Origin of the sequence: Marinobacter sp. CP1 (assembly GCF_001266795.1) — a bacterium.
GTDB classification, from domain to species: domain Bacteria; phylum Pseudomonadota; class Gammaproteobacteria; order Pseudomonadales; family Oleiphilaceae; genus Marinobacter; species Marinobacter flavimaris.
Map to the genome: position 1 here is coordinate 1,875,650 of NZ_CP011929.1, position 15,870 is coordinate 1,891,519.

Sequence of the window (15,870 nt, forward strand, 5' to 3'; positions counted from 1 at the left end):
CTATCCAGTATCGAGATTTCTAACGAAACCCGGCAACCTGCTATCCATCTTTGCATTAAAAGGAGTTGGGAATGATAACAGAGCGCGGGTTTGCAGGTGATTCCAAGCCACCACTCTCGCCTTTGGATGAGATCCTGCAACGCGATCTCCAAGACGTTCTGGGGGCAGAAAATGATCAAGGCTGCCTGGTGCCGATACCAGCGCCAACGGGTATAGGGAAGACTCACAGCATCAAAGTCGCCATCCTGGAAGAGCTCATCCAGTCCAAAAATCTAGATCCAAACCGCCGTCGCACGATCTACTACATTACCAACTCCGTGGACAACGTTCGTCACACCTATGAAGAACTTCTGCAATTGATTGATTCACAAGCCGTCGACGGAAAACCGCGCCTATCTGAGAACGAAAAAGAGCAGCTAAAGCAACGGATCGTCTACTTACCTGGCCAAGACTCTCAACTGCTCGACGTGAACGAATCCGTTGTTGAGTCGGTTATGGATCGATTTGGTCTGCATTCCGACCCAAGAATCCAAAACTGCTGGAGATCCTTACAAAAACTCAGGCAGTCGGTAGCCGCACACCCTTCGATGCGTCCCGGCGTGCAAGAGGTAATAAAGGAGAAGGCGGCAGAGACCTATCGGCTCATGCTCAACAGAATTCACAGCATCCTGCGCAGCGAAAAAGGGATACAACTATCGGCATCCGATTATCAGAACCTAGATCAATTGGTCCCAGGCGATCGCCTTCAACGGAAGGTGGCCAACGTTTGCTTCATGACCACTCGTAAGTTTCTCTCAGGCTATCAAACACTGAGATCAAGGGTTCATCCCATTCGGGAGCTCGATGGCGCCGTGCTCATTATCGATGAATTTGATCGCCAGAACGAAGTTATCCTTCAGCACATGGCCGAACAAACGGCCTTGGACTTAATCCAAGTGACCCGGACAATACATGCAAATCTTCAACAACATGAGCTGGAACGCTCAGAACGCTACGAAGGTATTGAGGAAATATTCAACGACCTAAAACAAAGCCTCAAAGAATTTGCTGATCGCTGGCATATTCAGTTTGCCTTCAATACTGAAGGAACAACGCTGGAGACAGAAAAGGTCCGGCTATTTTCGGATCGAACCATTACACATGCGCACAGTGCAGAGCACATGCTAAGCCTGCGCACAGATAGCGATCGGCGCAAAAACTTCATTCACAGTGAGTCCCTTCCCGCCGATGCAATGCCTCCAGAGCAGCTCTCAAACCGGCTGAGTCGATTCGTCAATGAAGCGGATTGGCAATTCCGACGCTTCATCTGGACGATGCGGGCATCAGTTTGGCGTTATCTCAGTAATAACGCCTCTTCACACTTCGGCGATTCTGGGTCGCAGAGTTCTACCTATCAAGAAGCTGTGATGTCTATTTTGCGACACTTCAACTTGCAGGACCTGAGTTCGGCAGTGTTCGCTGCTTTCGACGCTCAAGTCAGCTTTGCAGGCAGGCGCTCAAAATTTCTGCAATCCCCCACTCGTATGGCCTCTCGTACTTACCATGATAACGGCCTGAAACTCACCGATGTTCGTCGAAACGAAGGCACGAGTGACACGGTTAGCTGTTTCTATACAGGTTTCACAATTACGCCTTCTGGGCTTATGGCACGCTTGGTTGAATCAGGCGCCAAGATCCTCGGTATCAGTGCGACCGCCACCTCCCGAACTGTCATCAAGAACTTCGACCTGGAGTATATGAAAACCAGACTCGGCTCCAGATTTATCGAGTTATCCCCAACGCAGACAAAGAAAATCAGCGACTACTACCATTCTAGGCGGAGGTATAGCTCGTGTGGGGTCAGCGTGAATTCAAGCTTTTTGACGGCAGATCGCGCGTTAGTTGCCGAGGAGCTTTTTTCTCAATCCGGGAAATCCGTGCGGAAGCCAGCAATGGTCCTTAATACATGGCTGCAACTGGACCAAGATGGAGATTACGTCTTGAACTGGGTATCCAAGCTTCTCAAAGCTTTGGAGCACTTCATGGCTGCTCAACATAATCGATACATGCTAGTGATTTTGAACCGCACGATTGATTCCGTCCGTTACCCAGACTTCGTCCGCTTTCTCCAGCAATTCCTCGATGATAAGAACGTGCTGGGGAAGAGGCGAGTTCGGCTGTTTCCAGGTATGGATGCACAGTCGATGAAGCTGGGAGAGTTCAATGAGGTGCTCACTCAACTGAGCAATACCGATGACAAGGTGATTCTTTTGTCCACTTACGCATCAATGGGCGAGGGTAAGAATCCTGACTACCACGTGATGCATCCTAAAGATCAGGGTAATCTTATTTGGGTCGGTGATGGTCCTAGATCAGAGGAGGTCAAAACTGATATCGATACCCTATATCTAGAGAAGCCATCTCATCAATGGCTTTCGGACACGGACGATTATCAAATCAACCAGTTGCTGCTTTTCCACCAGATTATGGCTTTACAGGAATCAAACTGGATTCCATTTAGAGAGGCCAGGCAATGGATAAAGAATTCGCTGCTAGGCTCCCGGCACGAGCAAAACCTTAGTCGCTATCATCAAACCGGCGATTACATTTGGCTTGTTCGTAAAATTGTCGAGCAGGCTGTTGGCCGCACTGCCCGAACAGCTTTTAAAAGAGCAAATATTGAACTGCTGGCTGATGGAGACCTCCGGGAAGCTCTGGCCTCAGACCACCGGCCTGAAGAAGGACTTTCAATTGAATATGTGGCTCTTGTAAAGGCAGCACAAGCCCTGGGAACCGATACCTTTAAGGATAGGGAAACGACGCGCCTACACAATCGCGCTGCCTTCTACACTGCGGATACACTCTCACTGATAAAGGAACTGATGTCCGGTTTTCGGGGAAACGATCCCGAAGCGGCCATTCGAGATTGGGAGGCCCTACGAAGGCAGCTTCTAACTGAGCCAACACGCGAAACAGCTGCCGGAACCTATCCTCGTGTCTATATTAAATCGCCAACCCAGGATGGTTACCTCTTCACCGGAAGCCTTGAGACGAAGACGGAGGCTCTCAACTCTGAGGGCGAACTCAAGTTTTTCGACCGAGCTGACTGCGGACGCTGGGTAAGCGAGGGCGAGAGTGGCCTTCCAGAACTGATGAGAAATTCACAGGTGCGCAAGCATTTTGAAGAACAAGGCTTTGCGACAGAATGGCAACCGCATCCCTACATTATGAATCCAGCGGCATTTTTTAACTTATACAAAGGTGCTCTCGGCGAAGAGGGGATCAAAGTCATACTTCGCCATTTCGGTTTTGAGGTCTCCGACCTCCCCAGTCCTGTTTATGAAACGTTTGATTTCCTTATCAGGCCATCGCCTGACACACCTTGGATTGCTGTAGATGCAAAGCATTGGCGCAATGAAGGTATAGTCGAAAATCACTCACGCAAAGCTGCCGCCATTGAGCAAGCTATTGGGGTCACACGCTTTGTCTACATTAACCTGTTTGACTCCAAGGGTAGCAAGCTTCGGCTCTTGGACAACGAGTTAAAACCGACACATCAGGCAGCGACCTCCGTCATTGAAATACCAGGAGCGATTGAAAGAAGCTCCGGAAATGTTATCGAGAAGCACTTGATAACCCTCTTGGAGTGGATAGGGAGCGTCCAATGAAGCCAGTTTTAACGAATTTTATGACGATGACACCATCCGACTTACCTGCCTTGGCCGATCGGTTTTCGGTGGCATCGATTTCGTATCGCGGCTGGAGCGAAAAAGAAAAGGAGTCCAGATTCCCGCATCTAGCGACGAGAATTTACAAATCCGGCCCAGTGCTGGCTTTGATCAAGGAAGGGAAAGAATCACGATTTCTGGTGTTACTCCCGAAATCCGAAAACATCTCGCTGCACGACCACACGCTGAGCGTAAAAGCAGAACCGCTAGAACAGATCCCGCAATGGGCGTTGCGAGGACTCCTCATAAGGGCCATCCCAAGGGTTTTAGACCCGGATGACAAGCCCACACGGTTCGATGCCGACGGTCTTTACTACGTAATAAGGCAGAAAAAATATGCCGCGAAATGGAACGTTATTACAACGGTTCGGATAGATCCAACCTGGAGCCGGATCGCGAAACGCTGGCGCTTGGATATTCAGACGACAACATTCACTCCCGTAAAAATGCACGAAAATGAACAAGGACAGCTTCCACCAAAGATTGCCAAACTACCACGATATGAACTAGATAGCTTAGGGCAGGAGGTTCGTAAAGGTACGTCAGGCGAGTATGTCAAAAGAGCGCCGGCGACAAAAAGGAAAAACCGCGTTTCAGCAATCGATCTACAGGGCCAGCCAACACTGGAGTCCTATTACCAGACCCGTCTTGGGGTTCTCTCCATGTTTCTGGATGACCTGAAAAGAGCCTATGGCACCACCATCGATTTTAGTCAGGAATCAATCCATCCAGACATCCACCACCGAGTTAAGCACCAGCAAGTACGCGATGCGTACAAAAAGTTGAACGATCAGATGAGGCAACACCCTATTTGGGTAACAAACTCTAGCAACGATCCGGAAGCTGGAATTCGACTCACCTCGGAGCTGGACCGTCTTGGAATTCAGTCAGCGCTCACCAACGAAATCGAAGAAAATGGACTGAACATCCTGATCGTGAATACCAAGGACAGTTATGAAAGCAAGGATGTGGATCCCTATCAGATAGCTCGCAGAAAGTACCCAGATACGGTTATACAGTCCTGCTATCCTGAGCGATTGCACGAGGAGGGAAAATCCCACGTTGCTCAGGTTCTTATAAAAGAGCTATTGATCAAAATGGAGGTAAAGGAAAGAAGATTATTACTCGACTATCCGGAATTGCCGGCAGATGCCTGGTTCATCACATCCATAAGGCCGTCAACGAAAACTTTACAGCCAAAGGCACCTTGGCCGATGTTTTACGCTCACCGGGATCACGACCGATTGGTCTTCGACAGCCTTCCAGATGCGGTAAGGGATGAACTATGGATGGATCTCGATGAGAACCGACAAAAGCAGGTCTTCAAGGGCTACGATCGCGCCGATCTCATTTATTGGCCGGACGCTGGAAAATTCATCATCGCAGTTGATACCGGTGCAGTTTGCCTTCCAAACGAAGGGCAGATACATACCTGGGTCAAAGAAATGGATGCCGCGCTTACAAGCGGCATCCCCTCTGAACTCATCGCGCAGTATTGTGCTGATAACCCCGATAGCACGTTAGTACCAAGACTGATGGAATTTGGCTCCAACGCCCAGCAGACTATTTCTGCTCGTGAGTTGAGTGGCATAGACTATAAGAGCTCGGAAAAACGCCATTTCCATGACTTCCTCGCAGATCATGGATACCGGCTAAAAGCTCCCTTCGCATCTTGGGAGCTAGGCGTATTTCAAGCCTCAACAGGGACATGGATTAATCGGGAATCGGGCATGTACACGGCAGGTGCAGTTGGATCACCCGCTCGAAAGCAAGATAACTTCAATCATGTCTATATTGCAGATGCCGGAAATGACACCGTACCTGAATGGTTTTGGAGTAGCCTAGATGTTTGGCATGTCCGCCACAAAGGAATAACAGCATTTCCTTTTATTTTTAAACACGTACGAGAATATGGTGAGCGACAGGCTCAGTTGATGAGCTAATTCAAAATCTCACTTTTCTTGGGCTGACACGACGGATTCGTCTAAAAATTCACTGAGACTCATCGGAGATTCACTCATGAGCGGCCAAACCCGTTCTCTGGAAGAAGAGCAAGCGGCTGCACGGAAAGCGGTCATTGAGGCGTTTGATGGTGATGCGGAACTCGCAGAATCCTGGCTTAACCAACCGATTAAAGCTATCGGAAACGAAAAACCGATCGACCTCATGAATAGCCTCGAACGCATCCGCATTCTTAGAGGCCTCATAAAAAAACTTGAGCAGAGGCTGTAAACCAAATTGTGTAACTGCCCACGACTGAGTAGTCTTTTCAAAAGGATACCATCGTGGGTACGCAATTGGACCAAGAAAAACTTAAAGCTATGGCCGCCGAGCTGGCCAAGGACATCAAGTCTGAAAAAGATCTCGGAGCCCTCACACAGCAGTTGGTCAAGCTCACCGTCGAGACTGCACTCAACGCCGAACTGGATGAGCATCTTGGATACGAGAAGCACGCTCTTGAAGGCCGTGGCACCGGCAACAGCCGTAACGGCTATTCCGCCAAGCGCCTGAAGGGCCAGCACGGCGAAGTACCGATACAGACTCCTCGTGACCGGGACGGTTCCTTCGAGCCTCAGTTCGTCCGTAAAGGTCAGTCCCGCCTGACCCAGATGGATGACCAGATCTTGGCGCTTTACGCCAAGGGCCTGAGCACCCGGGATATTGTGGACGCCTTCAAGGAGATGTATGACGCCGACATCTCGGCCACGCTGGTGTCCAAAGTGACGGAACGTGTGATCGATCAGGTTCACGAGTGGCAGAATCGCCCTGTTGATCCGGTCTACCCCATCGTCTATCTGGACTGCATCGTTCTGAAAATTCGTCAGGACAAGAGAGTGATCAACAAGTCCCTATATCTGGCCCTGGGCATCAACATGGAAGGCCAGAAGGAGCTGCTGGGCCTGTGGCTTGCCGAAACTGAAGGTGCAAGGTTCTGGCTGTCGGTACTGACAGAACTCAAGAATCGGGGCCTGGAGGACATCCTGATCGCCTGTGTGGATGGCCTCAAGGGCTTCCCGGATGCTATTGCCGCTGAGTACCCGCAAACCAAAGTGCAGCTATGCATCGTGCACATGGTTCGCAACTCGCTGCGCTATGTATCCTGGAAGGACTACAAGGCCGTGACGGCCGATCTGAAGCAGATCTATCAGTCCGCCACGGAACATGAAGCCCGGCAGGCACTGGAGGCCTTTGGAGAGCGCTGGGACAGCCAATACCCACAGATCTCTCGTTCCTGGCAAAGCCACTGGGATAACCTGATCACCATCTTCGAGTACCCGCCGGCGATCCGGAAAGTGATCTACACCACCAATGCCATTGAGTCGCTGAACAGCGTGATCCGCAAAGCGACCAAGCGCCGGAAGCTGTTCCCAAGTGATGACTCGGCCCTGAAAGTGGCCTTCCTGGCGATCCAACAGGCCTCAAAGAAATGGACCATGCCGATCCGTGATTGGAAGCCGGCATTGAATCGCTTTATTATCGAATTCGGTGACCGCCTGGACGGCCACCTGTAATGGGGTGGGCAGTTACACAGATTTATTTACAGGCTCCTTGAGCACGGTTTTCCATGAAAAGAGAGCCATGCCTGACGCTCTAATTTCCTACACTGGGGTGCCATTGTATCTTCCACTCGACAAACTTGCCCAAGTGCTTCTAGGCCTCCAGTAGCTTTATCAAATGATTGTTTTGGTGCCGAAAATCCCGCCGACCATTCAATCCGATCTCAAGCAGCGGGTTGCTGTAACGCTTCGTGGTGACGACCTAAAGAACAGACTCCTTGGAATCCAAGTTTTGCAGTCAATCTTATTGGGATTGCTCTCTGATCATGACCGCCCCTGCAGGATGGACTTGGCACCAGTACTAAAATGAACTATCTGATTATCCATTCAGCTTGTTCAAGTCTCTGACCACACCACTAATTTCACGTTCTAATGCAGCTACCCACCTTTCCTGGTAACGGTGAGCTGGAACTTCAACGGACACACCATTTCTCCTGTCCATTCTTTTGGGGTGGCTGCAAGTGCCATAGGCGGAAGATAATCGTTCGATTTGCTTGAGGTCCCATTTGACGCCCTTCGATGAACAATTTTGAAGTACCCGCCTAATGCACCTTGGAACATCATCTTTGAACACCACGACCAAATTGCTAATAGTGTGCTCCTTGAGCAAGCTCTCAACGTCAATTTCAAAAATCGTGACGTGAGTGTTGCAGTATCTCATCTCAGCGACATAGCATTGAACCGGTTTCCCGGTAACCGTATTAGTACTGGTCGTATTGACGTCACCCGGCCAAGGCAGCTGGAAGCAGGTTTTCTTTTCCAAATAAAAATCCGGTCGTTCACTCAAGCGATTGACGACCTTTTCAAAATTCTCAAACCTACTGACCGATTCAACCTCGATGAGTGCTTCTTCTGTTAAGGTTGCACAATCTCCTGCCCTATTAATTCCATAATTCAGCTCACGGCCAAATCCGTGCTCCCCCGCATGCCCAGGACTGGTATATTCACGCGGTTTTGAAAGCTCCCCGTCCACTCTGGGTTTTACCCGATACCGCCTTCCATTCACCTGTACTTCTATATCCAGGTTTTCCTCAAATGAGAACTCAAATGCCGTGTCATTTTCCTCATCTAACTGATTACCAAGCTCCGGTTCCATATCGAGGATAAGCTCCGGATCCTCCTCTACAGTCCGAGGAATCTTTGGCCTGATACCACTTTCTGGACTTTTACTAAGGGCAATTTCAAATCTAGGGTGATCGACAACAATCCTTTTCGGATGCATAAAAACCGGGTTGTGAAGGCGCGCAATTTCATCAATCGTAAAAATGCCTTCCTCTTCACCCTCACCATAAAAGCCAAACCCAGATATTCTCCAGCCTTTTACTGAGGGGGGATGGAACGAAAACGCCCAGGGTTCACGGTCCGCTTCCATCCAACAACCTAAAATCGATCCAAAACTTTTGCGTGCTTTCTCGTCCAGAATCATCCAAGAAAGGTGTTGAAGCGCTGCTTTGTTACGCAGATTGTTCGGAGGGAAGTCCGCCATTGCCGACAGCTTAATGACGGTTGCCTCATCAGACTCAGACACCTGCGCTAAACCCGATAATCCATCGTGTCTGAACGCGGTTCTAGTCAGGTGGAAATTGTTCAAAAATAAACAGCGGGCGAACTCTATCTGACGAACTCGAACGCTGTATCCCGAGCCAGTACGAAACTGGAACCAATTTGTTCCGGCCTTTGAAGAGAAAGCCTCTGGCTCATCTGCAATGTAGAACGAAGAGTGCTGACTCTTAGAGCTGCGGATTCTCGTCTTATTGTCATACTTGCTTCCCACCACGAGCATTGGAATTAGCTCGGCCGGAACCGAGCTTTGTTTATGCCCTTCAAACTGCACATTTATGAACGGACGGCTTTTAAGAAATAACCATTTTCGCAGCCAAAGACCATCAGCATGTTGGAGAGCGGAATCGGAGGGGAATCGATTCAGAAAACTGCCAGGCGGGGATGTTCTGTTCCAGGATCTCTCGGCCAGCCTTGCGACACTTTTCCTGATCGAGCCCGGCACTTCGTTCAATTTCATGGATCGGAGTCAGCCATTGGTTGGTTCTTAACAGGCTGGCAAATATACATGCTAAGCGCCTTACCTGATACTCCTCGACGGTTTCCGCATAGCGAACAAAAAATGCCTTACACAGAGGTAGATTGCTGAGTTTCTTCTCTAAGGTTTTCCCGCCATTAACCTGCTTGCAGTACCAGTTCTTGGACCTCCTCGGTCCGTCCAGCTTTTGCCAGACTGAACGCTCTACCACTAGTAGCTCTCTCAAGATCATCCGATCCCGCCTAATCCAATCAATTTTTCCCTTGGTTTGCCGCCGTATTTCTCCTGGTTTATGAACAGAAAGCCATTTCGCATCAAATCTATACAGCCAGGAATAAACTCGCACACCATCCCTTTGCTGCCTGATCTCACGCAAAGAACCATAACGACTCATTAACTTTATCCAGCTCGCCCGATACTCATGGCAAACAGTGTCTGCACGAGGCGAGAAATATACGGCTCGCCTGTCAGGCTGCCTCGAAAACTCTGTCGCCTTGGTTAACACCGAGGTCAACAAAGGTTCGTGATCATAAAGGGCACACCAACAGGCGAAATGCTGCAGGTACGAAAAAGGACGTCGGTGTTTTCGGAACATCGAAACCAGCCAATTGTCACAGGCCCTCAACGAGAGCCCCCATCGCTCCAACCAGTCACCACCCCAGTATTCTCGAACCTGAGCTGCGATGTCGTCATGCTTCACGCCTTTTCCCTTGCACAGATTCTGCTGTTTTGCCAAAGCCCGATAGAACCTCGACCATTGATAGCTATTGGGCGCCTCGGTTGGTCGGGATTGGAGTAGCTCTGCAATAAGAGAAGACAACAGCCAATCTTTTCTCTCGCCCAGATCTGAAAGCGCGGGAATATTTTGAGTCACGGTCTGTGTACCGACGAACCGATTACGGCGCTGCGACTGAAGCGGTATACCGGTATCGATCAGCAAACACCCATGTTCGGGACACACTTCCACGCCCGGGCATTGGAAGAGCCGCTGCCAGTATAGGTAGCCAAGTCCTCTCAACTGACGCTGGCTGCACAGGGGGCAAACCCTAAAGCTTGAGGGCCAAATGATATTGGAAGCAGCCAATCCGGTTCGAAGCATACTGTGGTTCTTGGATTGACCGCATAAATCGCGAGTGAATTGATCATAGACTTTGGCAGCCACAAAAGGGCGAAATATCGGAAGAAGGGTATGGTTTTCTATCAGTTCCCGGGGCGAGATGTCCCATAGGTGCCCAATATGTGCAAGAAGCTGATTCGCATGGCCTTGAAGAACCGTTGACGGGACAATGTGCCGGGAACCAAAAAGCTGGTCCAGGACTACCTTATCGTCTTCGAGGCCCTGCCTTTGAGCGAACCTCGCAATAACGCTGCCTAGCAATTCGTCGTCGTGAGCCCGCGGAAACTGCATCAGCATACTTCATAAACTCAAGCTTAAGCTGATCAAATAATAGTCAAATAAATGCAAGTTGTCCGATCATGACAGGGAGTATCAAATTGGCCGACTTTCAGACCAGCCACTCAACACCGACGTCGGTAGGCTAAACTAACCGTTACGACCTAAGCCTTTCGTTCACTGGATCGCTACCGCAAGGAGCGCCACATGTCGACCACCAATACAATCGAAGCAGAAGAATTGGGGAGACTCAAAGCAGCTGCACATAAAGCCTCCAAAGCCTATAAGTGCGGCTTCGGGCGCTGCTTGGTCTATCGAGCTAAAACGATGGGTCTGGAACAGTCTGCCGAAGCCCTTCAAGCACTGTTATCTGAAGACCGCGTTGAGTGTTTTGTCGACTCTATTAAACAGCGAACTCCACAGCTGCCCAACAGAGACGGTGTTTGGATCATCCACAATGCACACGATCTAAACGACTTCGGAACTTCAGCCTGGTTAAAGACTGCATTGGACATCCATCCTCAGTTAAAAGTGATATTGGTAACAGACACACGGCCCGCCAAGTTAACCGAGGGGCGCCTAAATCTCCTTGGTGCACTTGCGGTCTGAAGGGCGCCAATGCGCTTATTGACCGCAAAACGCTTTCCATATGCCCAGTGTCAGTTTCCCTCAAGCGTCAGGCAAACAAGATATTGGCCTGCCTGAAAAAACGCTGATACAGTCACAACTATGTTAGGAAGATAACAACCAAGAGAGACCTAACTGTTTGTCTTATGACGAGTCGTCCCCGACTCTGAGCATTGCGAATTGAGACAGTTGGGTATAGGGAGCAGTCGTGCAGGAGAGCATTTACTCATCGGCAAACTTCGGCTTTCTGGCCGAACATGACCAATTATTTGTCGAGCTTGCAGGCACTGCAGAACGCGCTTTCTCCAGTGATCCCAACACGACTCTGATTAAACTTCGCCAGTTCGGCGAGGCATTGGCCCAGCACCTTGCCGCTCTCTCTGGAATCGAATTCGACGAGCAGACCAGCCAGGCCGACTTGCTTTACAGATTGAACCGGGAGCTGCGCCTGGAACCTCAGGTAACAGAGCTGTTCCACACCCTACGGATTGAGGGTAATAAAGCGACCCATCAGTTCCGCACCCGTCATAAAGAAGCCATGGACGGTCTGAAACTGGCTCGGGCACTCGCAATCTGGTTCCACCGCTCCTTCGGCAAAACTGGTCCCAGCTTCAAGCCCGGTCCCTTCCTGCCGCCGGCCGACCCCAGCGCCGAATTACGTCAGCTACAAGCGGATATCGATAAGCTCAGTCACGAACTCCAACAAACCAATATTGAGCTGGATAGCAGCCAGCAACTCAGCCAGCTGATCGCAAAAGAGAAGGCTGAATACGAAGCGTTAGCCCACGCGATGGACGAGGAGTCTCGTGCTCTGGCTGAACAGGCCAAGCAGCATGAGCAGGCCTTGGAAGAGCAGCAGCAGGCTTACGAATACAAGATCAAGTCGCTGCAACAGCAACTCGCGGAGCAAGGCGAAAAGACTGTCAACGCTCAACGCCAGAAGGTAGCCCAGCAAACCAAAGCCGCCAGTGACACCCTGGTCCTGAACGAAGAGCTCACTCGGATCCTCATTGACCAGCAACTCGTTGAGGCAGGATGGGAAGCTGATAGCCAGGAAATAACCTACCAGAAAGGCGCAAGGCCGGAAAAAGGTACTTACCGAGCGATTGCCGAATGGCCAACAAATAACAGTGGTGAAAAGGGTCGGGCGGATTATGTGTTGTTCGCGGGACTCACACCGATTGCAGTGGTGGAAGCCAAGAAAGAAAATACCAATGTTGCTGGCAAAATCCCCCAAGCCGAGCGTTACAGCAGAGGTTTTAAAGTCGAAGCGCCGGTCGTTGGGGCATGGGAGCTTAACGGTCGTACCATCGCCTGGCCGTCAGATGACGACGGTCATTTCATGGTTCCTTTTGTCTACTCCTGCAACGGACGCCCCTATGTCCCCCAACTGGCGGAACAATCCGGCACATGGTTCAGGGATGTACGCGAACCCAGCAACCTGCGCAGGGCTCTGCCCCGATTTCACACTCCGGGCGGCCTGTTGGATCTGCTGACGCGAGATAAAGAAAACGCCGAAAAATTGTTGAGTGACGAGCCATTCGGCTATCTGAAACTGCGCGACTATCAGCAAGAGGCCATCACTACTACAGAGCATGCCCTTGCCCGGGGTATACGGTCTGCATTGCTGGCTATGGCGACGGGTACAGGTAAAACCCGGACAATCATCGGGTTGATGTATAGATTCTTAAAAGCGGAACGCTTCGGCCGTATTCTGTTTCTGGTAGACCGCACTGCTCTTGGCCAACAGGCCATCGATGCCTTCAACGAAGCACCACTTGAGCAGAACCACACCCTCAGCAAGATCTATAACGTGGCCGAGTTGGGCGACATGGCCGCCGAAGCGGAAACGCGAATTCAAGTGGCCACGGTTCAGGCCATGGTCAAACGCATCTTCATGAGCGATGCCCCCCCACCAATCGACCAGTTCGACTGCATAATCATCGATGAAGCCCACCGGGGCTATACCCTGGATCAGGAGATGACCGAAGGCGAGCTAGCCACCCGGGATACGAGTCAATACATCTCCAGCTACCGCCGTGTGCTAGATTACTTTGATGCGGTCAAAATCGGCCTCACCGCCACGCCAGCCAAGCACACCAGTGAGATTTTCGGCAAACCCGTTTACACCTATTCCTATCGGGAAGCGGTGGCAGACGACTGGCTGATCGACCACGAACCGCCCATTCGCTATGAAACCCTGCTCACCCAGAACGGTATTAGCTTCGAAAAGGGAAAACCGGTCGAAGTGATCAATACTCAGACTGGAGAACTGGACACCACCGAGCTGGAGGATGAACTCAGTTTTGACGTGGATGCCTTCAACCGTAGGGTGATAAACGACAATTTCAACAGGGTTATATGCGAGCAGCTAGTAAAAGAACTTGATCCTTTCGGCGATGAGAAGACCATGATCTTCTGCGCCACCGATCTGCATGCTGATATGGTCAAACGGTTGTTGGATGATGCCTTCAAAGAGCTTTACAACGGGCAGTACAACGAAGCCGCAGTCGCTAAGATCACTGGCCAGAGCGACAAGGTCAACCAGCTCATTCGTCGTTATAAAAACGAACGATATCCCAACATTGCCATCACCGTAGACCTGCTCACAACTGGCATCGACGTGCCACGAATCTGCAACCTAGTGTTCATGCGCCGGGTACGTTCACGCATCTTGTACGAACAGATGATCGGGCGCGCCACCCGCCGCTGCGACGAGATCGGTAAGACCGTATTCCGCATCTACGATCCGGTAGACATCTACGCCGCATTGCAGGATGTGAACACCATGAAGCCCCTGGTGAAAGATCCAAATATCACCCTTGAGCAACTGGTGGGCGAGCTCACCGACGACGAACAATTGGAAAAGGCCCTCAGCAGTCCCGGCGAACAACCCGATGAAAGCCAGGCTGACGTAGTGCTCAGTCAGCTTAGCCAGAAACTTATGCGGGTGCTGCGTAAGGCCGACAACAAAGCTGAAAACCGCCCGGAACTGAAACAGAAACTGGACGAACTACACCAGAGCTGGGGCGTGGAGCCCAAATCCCTACACCAACACCTGCATAAGCTTGGTCCCCGGCAAGCGTCGGAGTTCATAAAACAACATAGCGGACTACTGGCCCAGTTAGCAGAAGTGAAATCTCTCGCCGGCACGGAAACCATGCCTCTGATTTCCTATGATGACGATGAGTTCAAAAAGCGAACTCAGAGCTACGGCATTCACGAACGGCCTGAAGATTATCTGGATGAATTCGGTCGGTTCATAAAGGAACAGTTGAACCAGTCCGCTGCACTCTCAGTCGTGGTCAATAGACCTCGAAACCTCACGCGTGAGCAACTGAAGGAGGTGCGCCTTCTACTGGATAACCACGGCTACTCAGAGGCCAAACTGCAGAGTGCTGTTCGTAGACAAACAAACAAGGATATTGCCGCAAGCATCGTGGGGTACATCCGCCAGGCTGCACTGGGAGAACCTCTCATCCCGTTTGAACAGCGGGTAGCGCAAGCTATGGACCATATTTACACCCAACACGAATGGAGCCCGGCTCAACGAAAATGGCTCGAACGGCTAGCCAAACAGTTGGTGCATGAAGTGATTATCGACCGCGAGTTTGTGAATAGCCGATTTGCAGATGACGGTGGCGCCAAACAGATGGACAAAATTTTGGGCGATCAGCTTGATACCGTACTGGAGGAGCTAAACGACACCATGTGGGGCGCTGAAAGCGCCTAATTTTTTGATGTTACCTATTGCTGTAGTAATCGCCACGAGGCCAAGGCCTAACCTGCTCATTAAGCATGCCCTGCCTGCTGTTGAAGCCCAGCAACGTAAACCAGACGTAATCGTGGTCGTCTCTGATGAAAGACCCTTTTCCGACGTAGAGCAAGATATGTTGAGAAGGCTTACGCCTTCAGTGAAAGTGGTCTTCGGGCAGAACCAAAACTCCCAAGGAGCTGCCGGCACCTGGAACACCGGGTTTTCAATCCTCAGAGAATTGTACAAAGATTGCTACGTCGCCATTATCGACGATGACGACCACTGGCACGCCGACCACCTCGGCTCCTGCGAAGCAACTTCGAGAAATGGGCCGGCAGATGTTGTCTTGTCTGGAATAAACGTATTCCAAGACAACACCATTCTGGCGAGAAATATCCCTGAAAATATCAGCGCGAACGATTTTTTAACCGGCAATCCTGGCTGGCAGGGCTCAAACACATTTATCAGGCTATCAACCGCATTACGCATCGGCGGATACACCGACGGACTCATCAGCTGTAACGACAGAGACTTCGCCATCCGGGCACTCGAATTGGGTGACCTCGACATTCAATACACTCGCCGGATCACCGTTGATTGGCAAATCAATCATTCTCCTGATGCATTATCCGCTGTAGGGTCTGAGCAGAAGCTGAAAGGCAGTGCTCAGTTTCTGAAGCTACATGGCCGGAAGATGTCCCTGGTCCAACAGGAGCAGTTTTTCCGTCGCATGGAATCCCTCTTTGGCCTGAATAAATCGACTATCGAACAAACCGTACAAGGAATGTAAC

General features: G+C 50.6%; 8 protein-coding genes. 7 read left to right on the forward strand and 1 reads right to left on the reverse strand.

Features of this window, described 5'->3' with window-relative positions:
* Nucleotides 1–71: 71 nt before the first annotated feature.
* The 4 genes from ACP86_RS08770 (at nt 72) to ACP86_RS08785 (ending at nt 7,219) form a co-directional block, all read left to right on the forward strand.
* Complete coding sequence (locus ACP86_RS08770) at nt 72–3,647, forward strand: hypothetical protein (RefSeq protein ID WP_053113361.1); 3,576 nt, start codon at nt 72–74, stop codon at nt 3,645–3,647.
* The gene (locus ACP86_RS08775) at nt 3,644–5,650 is read left to right on the forward strand and encodes a hypothetical protein (protein WP_053113362.1); all 2,007 of its coding nucleotides are present in this window, start codon (nt 3,644–3,646) and stop codon (nt 5,648–5,650) included. Before ACP86_RS08770 ends, ACP86_RS08775 begins: the two co-directional genes overlap by 4 nt.
* 76 nt (nt 5,651–5,726) lie before the next feature.
* Complete coding sequence (locus ACP86_RS08780; RefSeq protein WP_053113363.1) at nt 5,727–5,939, forward strand: antitoxin Xre/MbcA/ParS toxin-binding domain-containing protein; 213 nt, start codon at nt 5,727–5,729, stop codon at nt 5,937–5,939.
* A 65-nt stretch (nt 5,940–6,004) separates the two neighbouring features.
* Nucleotides 6,005–7,219 (forward strand): IS256 family transposase, encoded by a 1,215-nt coding sequence (locus ACP86_RS08785; RefSeq protein WP_053115474.1) that lies wholly within the window; start codon nt 6,005–6,007, stop codon nt 7,217–7,219.
* 1,931 nt (nt 7,220–9,150) lie between these two features.
* Here ACP86_RS08785 and ACP86_RS08795 read toward each other — a convergent pair.
* Entirely contained in the window at nt 9,151–10,716 is a 1,566-nt protein-coding gene (locus ACP86_RS08795; protein WP_053113365.1) for a TnsD family Tn7-like transposition protein, read from the reverse strand.
* A gap of 186 nt (nt 10,717–10,902) precedes the next feature.
* Here ACP86_RS08795 and ACP86_RS08800 point away from each other — a divergent pair, with 186 nt between their 5' ends.
* The 3 genes from ACP86_RS08800 to ACP86_RS08810 all read left to right on the forward strand — a co-directional run bounded on the left by ACP86_RS08800 (nt 10,903) and on the right by ACP86_RS08810 (nt 15,869).
* Nucleotides 10,903–11,304 carry a hypothetical protein gene (locus ACP86_RS08800; RefSeq protein ID WP_053113366.1) on the forward strand — a complete coding sequence of 134 codons (402 nt, stop codon included), beginning with the start codon at nt 10,903–10,905 and terminating at the stop codon, nt 11,302–11,304.
* Between the two features lie 226 nt (nt 11,305–11,530).
* Nucleotides 11,531–15,055 carry a type I restriction-modification system endonuclease gene (gene hsdR, locus ACP86_RS08805; protein ID WP_053113367.1) on the forward strand — a complete coding sequence of 1,175 codons (3,525 nt, stop codon included), beginning with the start codon at nt 11,531–11,533 and terminating at the stop codon, nt 15,053–15,055.
* A gap of 7 nt (nt 15,056–15,062) precedes the next feature.
* On the forward strand, nt 15,063–15,869 hold the full coding sequence (locus tag ACP86_RS08810; protein WP_053113368.1) for a glycosyltransferase family 2 protein: 807 nt from the start codon (nt 15,063–15,065) through the stop codon (nt 15,867–15,869).
* Nucleotide 15,870: the final 1 nt, after the last annotated feature.

What these genes read in the sequence shown, in the direction of transcription:
- ACP86_RS08770 (WP_053113361.1), top strand. Translation starts at nt 72, where the DNA reads ATGATAACAGAGCGCGGGTTTGCAGGTGATTCCAAGCCACCACTCTCG.
- ACP86_RS08775 (WP_053113362.1), top strand. Translation starts at nt 3,644, where the DNA reads ATGAAGCCAGTTTTAACGAATTTTATGACGATGACACCATCCGACTTA.
- ACP86_RS08780 (WP_053113363.1), top strand. Translation starts at nt 5,727, where the DNA reads ATGAGCGGCCAAACCCGTTCTCTGGAAGAAGAGCAAGCGGCTGCACGG.
- ACP86_RS08795 (WP_053113365.1), bottom strand. Translation starts at nt 10,716, where the DNA reads ATGCTGATGCAGTTTCCGCGGGCTCACGACGACGAATTGCTAGGCAGC.
- ACP86_RS08800 (WP_053113366.1), top strand. Translation starts at nt 10,903, where the DNA reads ATGTCGACCACCAATACAATCGAAGCAGAAGAATTGGGGAGACTCAAA.
- ACP86_RS08810 (WP_053113368.1), top strand. Translation starts at nt 15,063, where the DNA reads ATGTTACCTATTGCTGTAGTAATCGCCACGAGGCCAAGGCCTAACCTG.